The 17,383-nt window shown below is 75.1% G+C and carries 8 protein-coding genes; 4 read left to right on the top strand and 4 right to left on the bottom strand.

Features of this window, described 5'->3' with window-relative positions; translation table 11 throughout:
- Positions 1-9 precede the first annotated feature (9 nt).
- Positions 10-1,878: an HAD-IIIC family phosphatase gene (locus ACA511_RS18535; protein ID WP_375025630.1), complete on the top strand. Its 1,869-nt coding sequence runs from the start codon at positions 10-12 to the stop codon at positions 1,876-1,878.
- A gap of 96 nt (positions 1,879-1,974) precedes the next feature.
- Entirely contained in the window at positions 1,975-2,841 is an 867-nt protein-coding gene (locus ACA511_RS18530) for a BTAD domain-containing putative transcriptional regulator (RefSeq protein WP_375025629.1), read from the top strand.
- Here the strand turns inward: ACA511_RS18530 and ACA511_RS18525 are convergent.
- From ACA511_RS18525 to ACA511_RS18510, 4 genes are read right to left on the bottom strand one after another with little or no spacing between them, the layout of a single operon-like run.
- Positions 2,805-3,044, bottom strand: a complete 240-nt coding sequence (locus ACA511_RS18525) for a phosphopantetheine-binding protein (RefSeq protein ID WP_375025628.1) — start codon at positions 3,042-3,044, stop codon at positions 2,805-2,807. The two genes, ACA511_RS18530 and ACA511_RS18525, sit on opposite strands and share 37 nt — an antisense overlap.
- A 35-nt stretch (positions 3,045-3,079) precedes the next feature.
- Positions 3,080-4,423 (bottom strand): crotonyl-CoA carboxylase/reductase, encoded by a 1,344-nt coding sequence (gene ccrA / locus ACA511_RS18520; protein ID WP_375025627.1) that lies wholly within the window; start codon positions 4,421-4,423, stop codon positions 3,080-3,082.
- Positions 4,420-5,892: an MFS transporter gene (locus ACA511_RS18515; protein WP_375025626.1), complete on the bottom strand. Its 1,473-nt coding sequence runs from the start codon at positions 5,890-5,892 to the stop codon at positions 4,420-4,422. Before ACA511_RS18515 ends, ccrA begins: the two co-directional genes overlap by 4 nt.
- A 20-nt stretch (positions 5,893-5,912) precedes the next feature.
- Positions 5,913-6,431 (bottom strand): hypothetical protein, encoded by a 519-nt coding sequence (locus tag ACA511_RS18510; protein ID WP_375025625.1) that lies wholly within the window; start codon positions 6,429-6,431, stop codon positions 5,913-5,915.
- A gap of 165 nt (positions 6,432-6,596) precedes the next feature.
- Between ACA511_RS18510 and ACA511_RS18505 the strand changes: the two genes are divergently transcribed.
- On the top strand, positions 6,597-7,325 hold the full coding sequence (locus tag ACA511_RS18505) for a thioesterase II family protein (protein ID WP_375025624.1): 729 nt from the start codon (positions 6,597-6,599) through the stop codon (positions 7,323-7,325).
- A 10-nt stretch (positions 7,326-7,335) separates the two neighbouring features.
- Positions 7,336-17,383: type I polyketide synthase (locus ACA511_RS18500; protein ID WP_375025623.1), on the top strand; the 10,048-nt coding region annotated here is incomplete at its 3' end.

The raw sequence follows: 17,383 nt of genomic DNA, 5'->3' as shown, positions 1-17,383 counted from the left end.
GGTTCTGGAATGTCGACGCCATGGGACCGGATGCTCGCCCTGCACCGGTCCGGCCAGCTCGCCGAGCGCTATCCGGAGATCGCGGCCCTGCTCGCCGTCCTGCCGGAGGAGCGGCGGGGGCAGGCCGGGCGGCTGCTCTCCCGGGTGACCTCCGAGGAGGTACTGACGCACCATCCCGGCCAGCCCCGCATCACGGTGGGAGTGACGGGGAACGGGACGCTCGCCCCGCTGGTGCCGCTCCTCACCGCGGAGACCGCCCGGCACGGCCTGCTGCTGGACGCGCGCGTCGCCGACTTCGGCGGGTACGTGTTCGACCTGTCCGACGGGAGCCGCCCGCTGCACGCGGACGGTCCCGACCTGGTGCTGTGCCTGCTCGACCCCATGGCGGTGTTCGACACGGTGCCGGTCCCGTGGGACGCCGCCGACGCGGCCAAGGCGCTGGAGGAGTGGCTCGGGCTGCTGGAGCGGCTGGTCGCGCGCTTCCCCTCGGTGAGCTCCGCGACGCTGGTGCTCAACACGCTGCCGCTGCCGAGGCGTTTCACGGCCCAGCTCGTCGACCACCGTTCGCGGGCGCTGCTCGGCGCCGCGTGGCGGGAGGCCAACGCCCGGCTGCTGCGGCTGGCCGCCGAGCATCCCGCGCTCGTGGTCGTGGACCTGGATCCGCTCATCGGCGAGGGCGGGCCCGCCGAGGACCTCAGGCTGAGCCTGTACGCCAGGAGCCACCTGTCGGACGGTCTCCTCGCCGCCTACGCGCGGGAGATCGGCCATCTGGCGAGGCATCTCACCGGCCGGACGAAGAAGGCCCTGGCGGTCGACCTGGACGGCACGCTCTGGGGCGGGATCCTGGGCGAGGACGGTCCGGAGGGGATCGTGGTGTCGGACGGCTACCGGGGCGCGGCGTTCCAGGCGTTCCAGCGGGCGATCCGGCAGCTCACGGCGCAGGGGGTGCTGCTCGCGGCGGTGAGCAAGAACGACCAGGAGTCCGTGCGCCGGGTGCTGTCCGGCCATCCGGACATGGTGCTGCGGGAGGAGGACTTCGTCCGGGTGGCGGCCGACTGGCGTCCGAAGCACGACAACCTGCGGGAGACGGCGGAGGCGCTCAACCTCGGCGCCGACGCGTTCGTCTTCGTGGACGACAGCCCCTACGAGTGCGGGCTGATCCGCCACGCCGTGCCGCAGGCGGCCACCGTCGAGCTGGGCGAGGAGCCGGCGCTGCATCTGGCGGCGCTCCTGCGCGACGGCTGGTTCGACGTGCTGGACGTGACGTCCGACGACCGCGCCCGGCCCGCCCGCTACCGCGAGGAGGGCGCGCGGGACGACTTCCTGCGCACGTTCGACTCGCTCGCGGACTACCTGCGGGAGCTGCGCGTGCGGGTGCGGCTGGCGCCGATGGCGGCTGCCGAGGCCGACCGGGTCTCGCAGCTCACCCTGCGGACCAACCAGTTCAACCTGACCACGGTCCGGCTGCGGCCGGCGGAGGTGGCGGCGCTCGCCGCCGACGCGTCCGCGCGGGTGCTGACCGTCCGCAGCGGCGACCGCTTCGGCGACAACGGCATGGTCGGCGCGATCTTCCTGCGGCGCGTCGGCGACGTGCTGCACGTGGAGAACTTCCTGCTCAGCTGCCGGGTGTTCGCCCGCGGCATCGAAGCGGCGTGCCTCGCGGAGGTCCTGCGGCAGGCCAGGGCGGCGGGCCTGTCGGCCGTGACGGGCCGCTACCGGCCGACGAGCAAGAACGCCGGGGTGGCGGACTTCTACGCGGGGCACGGCTTCCGGCCGGCCGGAAGCCGGGCGCCGGGCGACTTCCGCCACGAGCTGACCGATCTTCCGGAGCCGCCGGAGCACGTGGCGCTGGACGCGGACGAGCCCCTGTTCCGGTAGGGGCCGGGAGCGCCTGCCGCATCCCCTACCGCCCCCGGCCATAAGGGGTTCCCTACGGGTACCGGGCGCCGATCGAGCGCCGCATCATGGGCCCGTGTGCCAGGGGAACCACTGCTCCGCAACCACCGGGGGAACCACATCGTGAAGTACGAACTGCTCGGGCCGCTACGGGTGACCGAGGGTCACCGGCATGCGTCCATCAGCGCCCAGAAGGTCACGGTCGTCCTCGCCGCGCTGCTGATCCGCGCCGACCAGGTCGTCGGACTCGACCAGCTCATCGGCGAGATCTGGGGGCAGCATCCGCCGCGGCGGGCGACGGCCGGCCTGCACGTCTACATCTCGCAGCTCCGCAAGTTCCTGCGCCGGCACGGCGCGGCCGAGCGGGCGATCGTCACGCGCCCGCCCGGCTACCTGCTGCGGCTCGGCGCCGACGAGACCGACCACCGGCGTTTTCTCGCGCTGGTGGAACGCGGCAAGACGCACGCCGCCGAGCGGCGGCACGACCGGGCCATCGCGCGCTTCGAGGAGGCGGCGGGCCTGTGGCGGGGCCCGGCGCTCGGCGACCTGCGCGGCGGCCCGATCATCGAGGGGTTCACGACGTGGCTGGCCGAGACGCGGCTGGAGTGCCTGGAGATGCTGTCGGAGGCCAAGCTCGCGACCGGCCGGCACCGCGAGCTGATCGGCCCGCTGTTCTCCCTCGCCGCGGAGCACCCGCTGCGCGAGCCGATCTACCGCCAGCTCATGCTGGCGCTGTACCGGTCGGACCGGCAGGCGGACGCGCTGCGGGTGTACCAGACGGTGCGCCGGACGCTGGACGAGGAGCTGGGCCTCCAGCCGTGCCGCGCGCTCCAGGACCTCCACCAGGCCGTCCTCGCCGCGGACGTCCGGCTGGACCGCTACGCGCCCGCGGACGTCCGGCTGGACCGCTACGCGGCGGAGCCCGTCCGGGCGGCCACCGAGTAGATCTCCCGGATGCTGCCCGCCTCCAGCAGGTCGGGCAGCATCGGGGCGTGCCCGGTGCGCCGCTCGACGAGGGTGAGGAGCGCCAGCAGGTGGACCGAGTCCCACCCCGCCACCGCGTCCAGGCTCAGGTCGACGTCCGCGGCCTCCACCGGAAGGCCGAGTTCGTCCCTGAGCAGTTCGAGGAAGTCGTCGATGTCGTCCACGGGAACTCCTGAACTCGTGTGCTCGGGCCGGCGGGTCAGGCGGGGGCGCGGGTGCGGAAGAGGTCGAGCCGGTCCGCGTGCCGCGCCCGCATCTCCGGGTCGCGGACGCCGAGCCCGGCACGCTCGGCCAGGCAGAGGATGCCGAGCTTGCCGTGGTGCAGGTTGAGCTGCATCTCCCGGACGGCCGCGGGCGCCTCGTCCAGCGGGTAGGTGGCCGACAGCGTCGGGTGCGACCGGCCCTGCCGGACCAGTTCGTTGGCGCGCCACGCCTCCTGGTAGTTCGCGAAGTGCGAGCCGACGATCCGCTTGAGGTGCATCCACAGGTGCCGGTTGTCGAAGTAGTGGTCGTAGCCGCTGGTGGACGCGCACGTCACGACGGTGCCTCCGCGCCGGGCGACGTAGACGCTCGCGGCGAACGTCTCCCGGCCGGGGTGCTCGAACACGATCTCGGGGTCCTCGCCGCCGGTGAGGTCGCGAATGCACGAGCCGAACCGCCGCCACTCCTTGCGGTTCGGGGTGTTGTCGTCGAGCCAGAACCGGAAGTCCTCGGCGGAGCGGTCGATGACGAGTTCGGCGCCGAGGTCGCGGCAGATCCGCGCCTTCTCCGGCGAGGACACGACGCACACCGGGGTGGCGCCGCCGTTCAGGGCGAGCTGGGTCGCGTAGGAGCCGAGCCCGCCGCAGGCGCCCCAGATCAGCACCCGGTCGCCCTGGGTCAGGTTCGCGCCGTTGCGGGACACGAGCTGCCGGTAGGCGGTGGAGTGCACGAGTCCGGGCGACGCCGCCTCCTCCCAGCTGAGGTGCTCCGGCTTGGGCATGAGCTGGTTGGCCTTGACCAGGGCGATCTCGGCGAGGCCGCCGAAGTTGGTCTCGAACCCCCAGATCCGCTGCTCGGGGTCGAGCATCGAGTCGTCGTGGCCGGCGGGGTCCTCCAGCTCCACCGACAGGCAGTGGGCCACCACCCGGTCGCCCGCGCGCCAGCGGCTCACCCCGGGACCGACCCGCAGGACGACGCCGGCCAGGTCGGAGCCGAGGACGTGGTACGGCAGGTCGTGCCGGGCCGCGAGAGCGGACGTCCGGCCGTACCGTTCGAGGAACTCGAAGGTCGGCATCGGCTCGAACAGCGACGACCAGACGGTGTTGTAGTTGATGGAGCTCGCCATCACCGCGACCAGCGCCTCGCCCGGACCGAGCTCGGGCACCGGGACCGTGTCGACGTGCAGGGACGCGCGCGGGTCCTTCTCCTCGGTCGTCATCCCCTCGAAGAGGCCGACCTCGTCCTTGCGGATGGTGAGCGCCCGGTAGGACTCGGGCACCGGCACCGCGCTCCACTCGTCGGCGGACGCGCCGGCCTCCACCGCTTGCAGGATGTCGTTCATTTCGCTCCTTGGACGTTCTCGAGCGGCGGTGGCGTCTGCCGGGCCGCGGGCGGGTCGGGCGCCGCACCGGCGCGGGGGATGAGGAGGCTCGCGACGACGCCGACGGCGACCGCGCCGATCCCCACCCACATCGCGGCGGACATTCCGGCCACGAACGCGTGGGCGGCCTCGACCGGGCTCTCGATCCGGACCCGGTCGAAGTCGGCGCGGAACACGGTGACGAGGACGGCCACGCCGAGGGCGCCGCCGACCTCCCGGATGGTGTTGTTCGTCCCGGACGCCTTGCCGTACTCGTGCTCGCGCACCGAGCCGAGCACGACGGCGGTCGCGGGGGCGAGCATCAGGCCCATGCCGAGGCCCGCGATCAGCAGTGCCGGGACCATGCGCGCGTACTCCAGGTCGATGCGCGCGATGACGGCGATCCAGCCGAGGGCGGCGCCCTGGAGGAACAGGCCGAGCGCCATGAGCCGGCCGCCGCCGACCCGGTCGGTGACGAGGCCCGCCAGCGGCGCGACCAGCATCGGCAGCGCCGTCCAGGGCAGGGTGCGCAGCCCCGCCTCCAGCGGCGAGTACCCCATCGGCCCCTGCATGTACTGGGCCAGGAAGAAGATCGACCCGAACACGCCGAAGAACATCGCCAGGGACGCGATGTTGCTCAGCACGAACGTGCGGATCCGGAAGAACCGCAGCGGCAGCAGCGGGCTGGCCACGCGCCGCTCCCAGCGGGCGAACGCGGCGACGAGCACGGCGGCGCCGCCGAACCCGCCGAGGGTGGCCGGGTCGGTCCAGCCGGTGTCGGCGGTGCGCACGATCGCCCACACCGCGAGCGTCACCGCGGTCGTGATCAGCAGCATGCCGACGAGGTCGAGCGCGCCCTCGCCGCCCTTGGCGGCCCGGATGCGCCACAGCACCAGCGGGACGGACACGATCCCGACCGGCAGGTTGATCCAGAAGATCCACTGCCATTGCAGGCCCTCGGTGACGGCGCCGCCGATGAGCGGGCCGAACGCGATGCCGAGGCCGTTGACGCCTCCCCAGAGCCCGACGGCCGCGCTGCGCTTGCTCTCCGGCACGGCACTGGCGAGCAGGACGAGCGACAGCGGCTGCACCGCCGCCGCGCCCGCGCCCTGCAGGACGCGCGCCGCCACCAGCGCGGGCACCGAGGCGGACAGCGCGCAGGCGACCGAGCCGACGCAGAACAGCACGATGCCGCCGATGAAGACCCGGCGCCTGCCGTAGCGGTCGCCGAGCGCCGCGCCGGTGAGCAGCAGGCCGGCGAAGGCCAGGATGTAGCCGTTCACCACCCACTGGAGGCCGGTGACGGTGGCGTCCAGGTCGGCTCTGATGTCCGGCAGCGCGTTGGTGACCACGAGGTTGTTGAGGGCGACCATGAACATGGGGACGGACGCGGCCGCGATCCCCCATGCGGCGCCCTGCCCGTCCGGCGCCCGGTCCGGTGCGTCCGGCATCTCATCCGCTCCCGTGGCCGTCACTTGACGGGGCACACTTCGATCTTGGCGTCGAGCAGCTCGCCGTCTTTGAGGATCTTGAAGGAGCGTTTGCCCATCTTGCCCTTGTAGGCGCCCTTCGTCCCGATCGCCGGCATGAACTGCCACTTGTGGGCCTGGCCCTGCGTGACGTTGTAGATGCCCTGGCTCTCGATGGTCCCGGCGGGCAGCTCGATCGTCTCCTCGGAGTATTCGAGGAGGTCCCCGTTGGGGAGGCGGTCGGCGATGTTCGCCTTGCCGTAGACGGTCGCGATCTGCTTGCCGGACGAGTCGTAGAGGCGCGTCTGGTACGTCGCGCTGTCGTGCAGGCTCGGGTAGGGGCCGCCGAGCTCGTTCAGCGAGAAGGCGACGATCTTCTCCTCGAGGTGGTCCATCACGTTGCAGCCCGGCGCCGGGTCGGACGCCACCGCGGCGGCCGAGTTCGTGCCGCAGGCCGCGGTGCCGGAGGCCGCCGCCAGGACCACCGCGGACAGGACCGGCCGCGCTCTGCGAGGTCGCATGGCGTCTTTCCTCTCACCCGTCGAACCTTCGTCGGACGGGCCAGAACGTAAGCGGGGCCGCTAAAGCCGACCTTGAACGCGAGGACCGGCGGCATGCATTAGCCGCGCTTTAGCCGGGCTCCTGAGCATGGCCAGCGGCCGAGACGAAACCGCTGGAGGCGACCCGTGCTCCTTTTCTGCTTCCATCACGCCGGCGGGACGGCGTCGGTGTTCGCCCGGTGGCGCGGCGCCCTCGCCCCGGGGATCGACGTGCGCCCCGTCACCCTGCCCGGCCGGGAGGGACGGCGCGGCGAGCCGATGCCGCGCGACATGGAGTCGCTGGCCGCCGACCTGGACGCCGGGCTCGGCCCGCTCCTGGACGAGCCGCACGCGTTCTACGGGCACAGCATGGGCGCGCTGGTCGCGTACACGATCGCGCGGCGGCGGACGGCCCGCGGGGCGCGCGTCCCGGACCGGCTGCTCGCCGGCGCCTGCGCGGCCCCGCACCTGTCGATCCCGCTGGCGGCGGCGCACCGGCTGCCCGACGAGGAGCTGACGCGGGCCGTCCAGGACATCGGCGGGCTCTCCCCGGTGCTGCTGGACTACCCCGACTGGCTCGCCGTCGCCCTCACCCGGATCCGGGCCGACCTCCGGCTGTGCGCCGGCCACCGGCCCGCCTCCCGGCTGCCCCTGCCGTGCCCGGTGGAAGTGTTCGCGGCGACCGACGACCCACTGGTGTCCATGGCGGACGCGGCCGCGTGGGCGGACCACACCGGGGCGGGCTGCACCGTGCACCCGGTGTCCGGCGGCCACTTCTTCCTGCTCGATCCCGCCGTGGACCTCCCGTCCCGCCTCGCCGCCGTGCTCGCCCCCGGGCGTCTCCCGTCCGCCGCCAACGCCGTCCAGGAAAGGTAGGTCGATCACCGTGCCCGGACCGCACGCATCGGCGCCCGAGCCGATCGCCGTCATCGGCCTGGCCTGCCGGCTCCCCCAGGCGCCCGACCCCGCGGGGTTCTGGCGGCTGCTCCACGAGGGGGTCGACGCGGTCACGTCCGCGCCGCCGGACCGCTGGACGGACGCCGCGCCGCCGTCCGGCCGCGCGGGCGGTTTCCTCGACCGGATCGACGGGTTCGACGCGGACTTCTTCGGGATCCCCGCGCGCGAGGCCGTCGCGATGGACCCGCAGCAGCGGCTCATGCTGGAGCTGGCCTGGGAGGCGCTGGAGGACGCGCGGGTTCCGCCCGGCGCGCTGGCGGGCGGCCGCACCGGCGTGTTCGTCGGCGCGATCTCCGGCGACTACGCGACGCTGCTGCACGGCCGCGGCGTCGCCGAGATCGACCGGTACACGCTGACCGGGCTGAACCGCGGCATCATCGCCAACCGGATCTCGCACGCGCTGGACCTGCGCGGCCCGAGCCTCGCGGTCGACGCGGCCCAGTCGTCCTCGCTGGTCGCGGTGCATCTGGCCTGTGAGAGCCTGCGCGCCGGCGAGTCGGACGTCGCGCTCGCGGGCGGGGTGAACCTGAACATCCTGGCCGCGGGCACGATCGGGGTGGAGCGGTTCGGCGGGCTGTCCCCCGACGGGCGCTGCTTCACCTTCGACGCGCGGGCCAACGGCTACGTCCGGGGGGAGGGCGGCGGCGCGGTCGTGCTGAAGCCGCTCGCCGCCGCGCTGGCCGACGGCGATCCGGTGCACTGCGTGATCCGCGGCAGCGCGGTCAACAACGACGGCGCCACCGAGGGCCTCACCACGCCCGACGCCGACGCGCAGCGGGACGTCGTCCTGCGGGCGTTCCGCAACGCCGGCGTCCGGCCGGACGAGGCGCAGTACGTGGAGCTGCACGGCACCGGGACGCGGGTGGGCGACCCGATCGAGGCGGCCGCGCTCGGCGCCGCCCTCGGTTCCCGGCGCCCGCCGGGGTCGCCGCTCCCGGTCGGCTCGGCGAAGACCAACGTCGGGCACCTGGAGGGCGCGGCGGGGATCGTCGGGCTGCTGAAGGCGGCGCTGTGCATCCGGCACCGGCGGCTGGTGCCGTCGCTCAACTTCGAGACGCCGAGCCCGCGCATCCCGCTGGACGACCTCAACCTGCGGGTGCAGCGGGTCGCGGGCCCGTGGCCCGACCCGGACGGGCCGCTGCTCGCGGGCGTCAGCTCGTTCGGCATGGGCGGCGCCAACTGCCACGTCGTCCTGTCGGACGCCCCCGCCCCCGCCCCCGCTTCCGCGCAGCCCGCGCCGGAGCGGACGGGCGGCGGCGCGACGGCTTGGGCGGTGTCGGGGCGCGGTGAGAGCGCCTTGCGCGCCCAGGCGGCCCGGCTGCGCGCGTTCGCGGAGGCCGACCCCGGGCTCGACCCGGCGGACGTGGCGGTCTCGCTCGCCACGACCCGCACCGCCTTCGAGGACCGCGCGGTCGTCGTCGCCGAGGACCGCGCGGGCCTGCTGCGCGGCCTGGAGGCGCTTGAGCGGGACGAGCCCGCCGCCGGCGTGATCAGGGGATCGGCGGCGCGGCCGGGACGGCTCGCGTTCATGTTCACCGGGCAGGGCGGCCAGCGCCCCGGCATGGGCCGGCGGCTGCATGAGACGAATCCGGTGTTCGCCCGCGCCCTGGACGAGGTGGCCGCCGTCCTCGACGGGCACCTGGACCGCCCGGTCCTGGAGGTGATGTTCGGGGACGGCCCCGGCCCGCTGAACGAGACCCGCTACACGCAGGCCGCCCTGTTCGCGCTGGAGGTGGCGCTGTTCCGGCTGGCCGAGGGCCACGGCCTGGCGCCCGACTTCCTCATCGGCCACTCGATCGGCGAGCTGGCCGCCGCGCACGTCGCGGGCGTGTTCGGGCTGGACGACGCCTGCGCGGCGGTGGCGGCGCGCGGCCGGCTCATGCAGGCGGCCCCGCGCGGCGGCGCGATGGTCGCGCTCCAGGCGGGCGAGGCGGAGGTCCTGGAGTCGATCGGCGGGCACGCGGAACGCGTCGCGGTCGCCGCCGTCAACGGGCCGGCCGCGACGGTGCTGTCCGGGGACGAGGACGCCGTGCTGGAGATCGCGGACCGGTGGCGCGACCTCGGCCGCAAGGTGCGGCGGCTCGCGGTGAGTCACGCGTTCCACTCCCCGCACATGGACGGCGTCCCGGCGGAGTTCCGGCGGGTCGTCGCGGGCATGGACCTCGCGCCGCCGGACATCCCGATCGTCTCCAACGTGACCGGCCGCCTCGCGACGCCCGAGCAGCTCACCTCGCCGGACTACTGGGCCGGGCACATCAGGCACGCGGTCCGCTTCGGCGACGGCATCCGGGCGCTGTCGGACGAGGGCGTCACCGCGTTCGCGGAACTGGGCCCCGACTCGGTGCTGGCCGCGATGGTGCGCGACAACCTCGCCGAGGAGAGCGAGGCGGACGCGGCCACGCCGGTGTCTCTGCTGCGCAGGAACCAGCCGGACGACGTCGCGGTGCAGACGGCGCTGGGCACCCTCCACACGCGCGGCCACGCCGTGGACTGGGCGCTGGACGGGCGGCGCGTCACGCTGCCCGGGTACGCGTTCCAGCGGCGGCGGTACTGGCCCGGGGAGGCCGTTCCTTCATCGTCCGGGCCGTCCGGGCCGTCCGGGCCGTCCGGGCCGTCCGGGGCGTCCGGGGCGTCCGGGACCGGGCTGCCGGCGCTGCGGCGGCGGCTCGCGGGCGCGCCCGAGGACGAGCACGGGAACCTGGTCCTGGAGTTCGTGCGGGCCGAGACCGCCGTCGTCCTCGGGGACGCCGCCCCGGAGACCGTCGAGGCCGACCGGACGTTCAACGACCTCGGGGTCGACTCGCCGGCCGCCGTGGAACTGCGCGACCGGGTCGGCGCGGCCACCGGGCTCCGGCCGCCCGTCGCGCTGCTCTACGACCACCCGACTCCGGCGGCCCTCGCCCGCCACCTCCTGGCGGAGCTGGCAGAACTGCCCGGACCGTCCGCCGCCGAGCCCGCTGCCGAGCCCGCCGAGACGGCCCCGGCCGATGACGACCCGATCGCGATCGTCGCGATGAGCTGCCGGTTCCCCGGCGGCGTGGCGTCCCCCGAGGACCTGTGGCGGCTCGTCGAGGAGGGCCGGGACGCCGTCTCGGAGTTCCCGTCCGACCGGGGCTGGGATCTGGACGCCCTCCACCACCCCGACCCGGAGCGGCCGGGGACGTCCCTGGTGCGGCACGGCGGGTTCCTGGCGGACGCGGACCGGTTCGACCCGGCGTTCTTCGGCATCAGCCCGCGCGAGGCGACGGCGATGGACCCTCAGCAGCGCGTCCTGCTGGAGACGTCGTGGGAGGCGTTCGAACGCGCCGCGATCGACCCGGCGGCGCTGCGCGGGCGGCGGGTCGGGGTGTTCGTCGGCGCGATGTCGCAGGACTACGGGCCGCCGCTGCACGAGGACTCCGGCGGCCACGGGGGGCACCGGCTGACCGGCGGCACCGTCAGCGTCGCCTCGGGCCGCATCGCGTACGTGTTCGGGCTGGAGGGCCCCGCCGTCACCGTCGACACGGCGTGCTCGTCGTCCCTGGTCGCCCTGCATCTGGCCGCCCAGTCGCTGCGCGCGGGCGAGTGCACGCTCGCGCTGGCGGGCGGGGCGGCGGTGATGGCCGGCCCCGGCATGTTCGTGGAGTTCAGCCGGCAGCGCGGGCTGGCCCCCGACGGCCGGTGCAAGGCGTTCGCCGCGGCGGCGGACGGCACCGCGTGGGCGGAGGGCGCGGGCGTCCTCGTGCTGGAGCGTCTGTCGGACGCGCGGCGCAACGGCCGCCGGGTGCTGGCGGTGCTGCGCGGCTCGGCGATCAACTCCGACGGCGCGAGCAACGGGCTGACGGCGCCGAACGGGCCGTCCCAGGAGCGGGTGATCCGGCAGGCGCTGGCCGCCGCCGGGCTCACCGCCGGCCAGGTCGACGCCGTGGAGGCGCACGGCACCGGCACGACGCTCGGCGACCCGATCGAGGCGGAGGCGCTGCTGGCGACCTACGGCCGGGACCGTCCGGCGGGCCGGCCGCTGCGGCTCGGCTCACTCAAGTCGAACATCGGGCACGCGCAGGCCGCCGCGGGTGTCGGCGGCGTGATCAAGATGGTGCTCGCCATGCGGCACGGCGTCCTGCCGAGGACCCTGCACGTGGACGAGCCCACCCCGCACGTCGACTGGTCGGCGGGCGCGGTCTCCCTGCTGGCCGAACCGGTGCCCTGGCGGCCCGAGGACGGTCCCCGGCGCGCGGGCGTCTCGTCCTTCGGGATCAGCGGCACCAACGCGCACGTCATCCTGGAGGACGGCGACCCCGACCCGGAGCAGGAGTTCCGCGGCGACGCCGCCCCGGACGGCGCGGCCGTGCCGCTGGTGGTGTCGGCGAAGTCCGCGGCGGGGGTGCGCGCCCAGGCCGAGCGGCTGCGCCGCTTCGTCGCCGCCGACGCGTCCCTCTCCCCGGCGGACGTCGCGGTGTCCCTCGCCACGACCCGCACCGCCTTCCCGCACCGGTCACTGGTCATGGCCGGGGACCGTGCCGGGCTCCTCGACGGGCTCGCGGCCCTCGCCGACGGGACGGCGCCGACCGTGCACGCCCGCGGCCCCGCGGAGGCCGTGTTCGTGTTCCCCGGGCAGGGCTCCCAGTGGCGGGGGATGGCGCTGGAGCTGCTGGAGCGCTCCGAGGTCTTCGCGGCGGAGCTGACCGCGTGCGCGCGGGCGCTGGAGCCCCACACCGACGTGCCGCTGCTCGACGCGCTGCGCGGCGGGCTCGACCGCGTCGACGTCGTCCAGCCCGCCCTGTTCGCGGTGATGGTGTCGCTGGCCGCGCTGTGGCGGTCGGCCGGGGTCGAGCCCGCCGCCGTCGTCGGGCACTCGCAGGGCGAGATCGCGGCGGCCTACGTGGCGGGGGCGCTCTCCCTCGACGACGCCGCAAAGGTCGTCGCGCTGCGCAGCCGGGCGCTCGCGGAGCTGGCCGGGACCGGCGGCATGGCCTCGGTGCCGCTGCCCGCCGACACCGTCCGCGCCCGGCTGGCAGAGGACGGCGGGCAGGTCCACGTGGCCGCCGTGAACGGCCCCTCGTCGGTGGTCGTCGCGGGCGGGTCGGGGGCGCTGGACGAGCTGGTCGCGCGCTACGAGGCGGAGGGCGTGCGGGCGCGGAAGATCCCGGTCGACTACGCCTCGCACACGCCGCGGATGGAGGCCATCCGCGACCGGGTTCTGAAGCTGCTCGGCGACCTGTCGCCCCGTCCCGCCAAGGTGCCGTTCCACTCGACGCTGACGGGCGCGCGGTTCGACACGTCCGGCCTGGACGCCCGGTACTGGTACGAGAACCTGCGCAATCCGGTCCGTTTCGAGGAGGCCGTTCGCGGGCTCGTCGAGCAGGGCCGCACGACGTTCATCGAGGCGAGCCCCCACCCGGTGCTCACGGTCGGCGTCCAGGAGACGGTGGAGGCGTGCGGCGCGGGGAGCGCCGGCACGGGGGGCGGCGGCGCGGTCGGGACGCTGCGCCGGGACGACGGCGGCCGGGCGCGGTTCCTGGAATCGGTCGCGCAGGCCCACCTGCTGGGCGTCGCCGTCGACTGGGACGCGGCGTTCGCCGGGACGCCCGCCCGCACCGTCGGCCTGCCGACGTACGCGTTCCGGCGCGACCGGTACTGGCTGCCGCCCACCGCGGCGGCCGGGGGCGGCGCGGGCCATCCGCTGCTGGAGACGTCCGTCTCGGTGGCCGGGGACGGCGGGCTGCTGCTGACCGGGCGGCTGTCCCCGCGCACCCACCCGTGGCTCGCCGACCACGGCGTCGACGGCGCCGTGCTGCTGCCCGGCACGGCGTTCCTGGAGCTGGCCCTCGCGGCGGGCGCCCGGATCGGCTGCCCCCGCGTCGACGACCTCACGCTGGAGGCACCGCTCGCGCTCCCCGAGCAGGGCGCCGTCGCCGTGCAGATCGCCGTCGGCGGACCGGACGCGGCCGGGCGCCGCACGCTGACGTTCCACTCACGTCCGCAGGACGCCGACGACATGCCCTGGACCCGGCACGCCGCCGGGATGCTCGGGCCGGACGTCCCCGCCGGGCCGGGCGCCGACGTGGAGCCACCGGAGGGCGCGTCCCCGGTGGACCCCTCGTACGAGCGGCTGAGCGAGCGGGGATACCGGTACGGGCCGGAGTTCCGGACGCTGCGGTCCGCGTGGCGGCACGGCGACGGCGTCGTCGTCGAGTCGGCGCTGCCGGGCGGCGCCGACGGCTTCGGCGTTCATCCCGCCCTGCTGGACGGCGCGCTGCACGGGCTCCTGCTCGCCCTGGGCGGCGACGACCTGCTGCTGCCCTTCGCCTGGAGCGGCATATCGCTGCACGCCACGTCCGCGACGGCCCTGCGGGTCAGGTTCACCGTGACCGGCGCGGACACCGCTTCGCTCGTGGCGGTCGACGGCGAGGGCCGGCCGGTGATCACGGTGGAGCGGCTGGCGCTGCGCCCCTTCGCGGGGGCCGCTGTGCCGGCCGGCGCCGAGGCCGCCCGGTCGCTGTTCCACGTGGAATGGGTTCCCGTGGACGGCTCCGCCCCGGACGGCGAGAGCGTGGAGCACACGGTGGTGGCGCCGCCCGCCGCGGCGCCGGACGCCGGCCCGGCCGAGGCGGCGCACGCTGCGGCCGAGCACGTGCTCGCCGCGCTCCAGGACCGTCCGGACGCCCCGTCCACGCTGGTCGTGACGCTCCCCGAGGGCGACCTGGCGGGCGCGGCCGTCCGGGGGCTGGTGCGCGCCGCGCAGGCCGAGCACCCGGGCCGGTTCGTCATCGTCGACCACGACGGCCCGGCCGCCGGCGCCGCGGTCGTGCGCGCGGCGCTCGCGACGGGCGAGCCCGAGGTGCGGGTGCGCGACGGGCGGCTGACGGCGCCGCGCCTGGCCCGGACCCCGGTGGAGGCGTCGCGGATCGACGCGGCGCCGGTGCGGCGCCCGGACCCGGACGGCACCGTCCTGATCACCGGCGGCACCGGCACGCTGGGCGCGCTGGTGGCCCGGCATCTCGTCACCGGGCACGGCGCCCGCCGGCTCCTGCTCACCGGCCGGCAGGGCCCGGACGCGCCGGGCGCGGCCGAACTCGCGGCCGAGCTGGCGGAGCTGGGCGCCGAGGTCTCCATCGCGGCCTGCGACGCGGCCGACCGGGCCGCGCTCGCCGAACTCCTCGCGGACGTGCCGCTGACCGCGGTGGTGCATGCGGCCGGGGTGCTGGACGACACCGTCCTCGACGCGCTCACGCCGGAGCGGCTGCACGCCGTCCTGCGGCCCAAGATCGACGCCGCCTGGAACCTGCACGAGCTCACCCGCGACCACGACCTCACGGCGTTCGTCCTGTTCTCCTCGGTCTTCGGGACGGTCGGCAACGGGGGCCAGGCGAACTACTGCGCCGCCAACGCCTTCCTGGACGCGCTGGCCGAGCACCGCCGGGAGCGGGGCCTGCCCGCCGCGTCCCTCGGCTGGGGGCTGTGGGCCCCGGGCAGCGGCATGACCGGCGGCCTGTCGCGGGCCGACCGCACCCGGATGGCGCGGGGCGGCCTCGCCGCCCTCTCCCCCGACCTGGGGCTGTCCCTCTTCGATCTGGCGCTGGCCGATCTGGCGCTCGCGGACGACCGCGCGCACGCCGTCCCGGCCCGGCTCGACCTCGGTGCGCTGCGCGCGCGGGCCGAAGCGGGCACGCTGCCCGCGATCTTCGCCGGGCTGGCGCCCGCTCCGCTCAGGCGCGCCGCCGCCGCGGAGCCGGACTCGACCTGGAACGCGCGGCTGGCCGGGCTCGACGCGGCGGCGCAGCGGCGCGCCCTGCTCGACCTGGTGCGCACCCACCTGGCGTCCGTCCTCGGTCAGGACGGCTCGGAGAGCATCGACCCCGACCAGACGTTCAAGGACTTCGGGCTCGACTCGCTGACGGCGGTCGAGCTGCGCAACCGGCTCGGCGCCGCCCTCGACCGGCGGCTCCCCGCCACCCTCGCGTTCGACCATCCGTCGCCCGCCGCGCTCGCCGCGTTCCTGCGGTCGGAGCTGCTCGGCACCGCGGACCAGGGCCGGGCGGCACCGGCGGTCGCCGCGACCGCCGCCGGCGGCGACCCGATCGCGATCGTCGGGATGGCCTGCCGCTATCCGGGCGGTGTGGCGTCCCCGGAGGACCTGTGGCGGCTGGTGGACTCGGGCACGGACGCGATCGGCGGCTTCCCCACCGGCCGCGGCTGGAACCTCGACGAACTCTACGATCCCGACCCGGACCGGACGGGCACGACCTACACGCGCGAGGGCGGCTTCCTGTACGACGCCGACCTCTTCGACCCGGAACCGTTCGGGATGAGCCCGCGCGAGGCCCTCGCCACCGACCCGCAGCAGCGCATCCTGCTGGAGCTGGCCTGGGAGGCGTTCGAACGCGCCGGACTCTCCCCGGCCGGGCTGCGCGGCAGCCGCACCGGCGTCTTCGCGGGCGTCATGTATAGCGACTACGGCTCCCGGCTGCACCGGGCACCGGACGGCTTCGAGGGCTTCATGCTGGCCGGCAACCAGGGCAGCGTCGCGTCCGGCCGCATCGCCTACTCGTTCGGCCTGGAGGGCCCGGCGGTGACGGTGGACACCGCGTGCTCCTCGTCGCTGGTCGCGATGCACCTGGCGGCCCAGGCGCTGCGCAACGGGGAGTGCTCGCTGGCGCTGGCGGGCGGCGTGGCCGTCATGGCGACGCCCAACACGTTCATCGAGTTCAGCCGGCAGCGGGGCCTCGCGCCCGATGGACGCTGCAAGCCGTTCGCGGCCGCCGCCGACGGCACCGGATGGGGCGAGGGCGCCGGACTGCTCGTCCTGGAGAAGCTGTCGGACGCGGAGCGCAACGGCCATCACGTTCTGGCCGTCATCCGGGGGTCGGCGGTCAACCAGGACGGTGCGAGCAATGGCCTGACCGCGCCGAACGGGCCGTCGCAGCAGAAGGTCATCCGGCAGGCGCTGGCCAACGCCCGGCTCGGCCCGGCGGACGTCGACGCCGTCGAGGCGCACGGCACCGGCACGACACTCGGCGACCCCATCGAGGCTCAGGCGCTTCTGGCGGCCTATGGGCAGGACCGCGAGACGCCGTTGTGGTTGGGCTCGATCAAATCCAACATCGGCCACACCCAGGCCGCCGCGGGCGCGGCCGGGGTCATCAAGATGGTCATGGCGATGCGGCACGGGCAGTTGCCCAAGACGCTCCATGTCGATGAGCCGACGCCGCACGTCGATTGGGCTTCCGGCGCCGTCTCGCTGCTCGCGCGGGCCGAGCCGTGGCCGGACGCCGATCGGCCGCGCCGTGCCGCCGTGTCGTCCTTCGGGATCAGCGGCACCAACGCCCACGTCATCATCGAGCAGGCTCCGGCGGTGGAGCCCCCGTCCGAAGCGGCCGCTGGGACCGGCCCTTACATCTGGTCGCTATCGGCGAAGACGCCGGCCGCGCTGCAAGAGCAGGCCCGCCGGCTGCTGGACCACGGTCAGGAGCATCCGCAGACCGACCCCGCGGCGATCGGCGCCGGCCTGGCCACCCGCGCCGACCTGGAACACCGCGCGGCGATCATCGATCAGGACCGCGATGGCCTGCTCGGCGGTCTGGAAGCCCTCGCCACTGGTTCTCCCCATTCTTCTCTCGTTCAGGGAAAAGCGGCTCCCGGGGCGACGGTGTTCGTGTTCCCCGGTCAGGGTTCGCAATGGAAGGGAATGGCGCAGGAACTCCTGGAGACCTCGCCGGTCTTCGCCGCCAAAATCGACGACTGCGCCCAAGCACTCGAACCCTTCACCACCTGGAACCTCCACGACGCCCTCACCACCCGAACCGACCTCCTCGACCACGTCGACATCGTCCAACCCGCCCTCTTCGCCGTCATGGTCTCCCTCGCCACACTCTGGCAACACACCGGCATCCACCCCGACGCCGTCATCGGCCACTCCCAAGGCGAAATAGCCGCCGCCCACATCGCCGGAGCCCTCACCCTCGACGACGCCGCCAAAATCAGCGCCCTCCGCTCCC

It is taken from the genome of Actinomadura sp. GTD37 (genome assembly GCF_041951365.1).
GTDB lineage: Bacteria > Actinomycetota > Actinomycetes > Streptosporangiales > Streptosporangiaceae > Spirillospora.
This window is presented reverse-complemented; position numbering and strand designations above follow the sequence as displayed.

Coding starts and splice junctions, on each gene's coding strand:
- ACA511_RS18515 (WP_375025626.1), bottom strand. CDS start 5,892: ATGCCGGACGCACCGGACCGGGCGCCGGACGGGCAGGGCGCCGCATGG.
- ccrA (WP_375025627.1), bottom strand. CDS start 4,423: ATGAACGACATCCTGCAAGCGGTGGAGGCCGGCGCGTCCGCCGACGAG.
- ACA511_RS18510 (WP_375025625.1), bottom strand. CDS start 6,431: ATGCGACCTCGCAGAGCGCGGCCGGTCCTGTCCGCGGTGGTCCTGGCG.
- ACA511_RS18535 (WP_375025630.1), top strand. CDS start 10: ATGTCGACGCCATGGGACCGGATGCTCGCCCTGCACCGGTCCGGCCAG.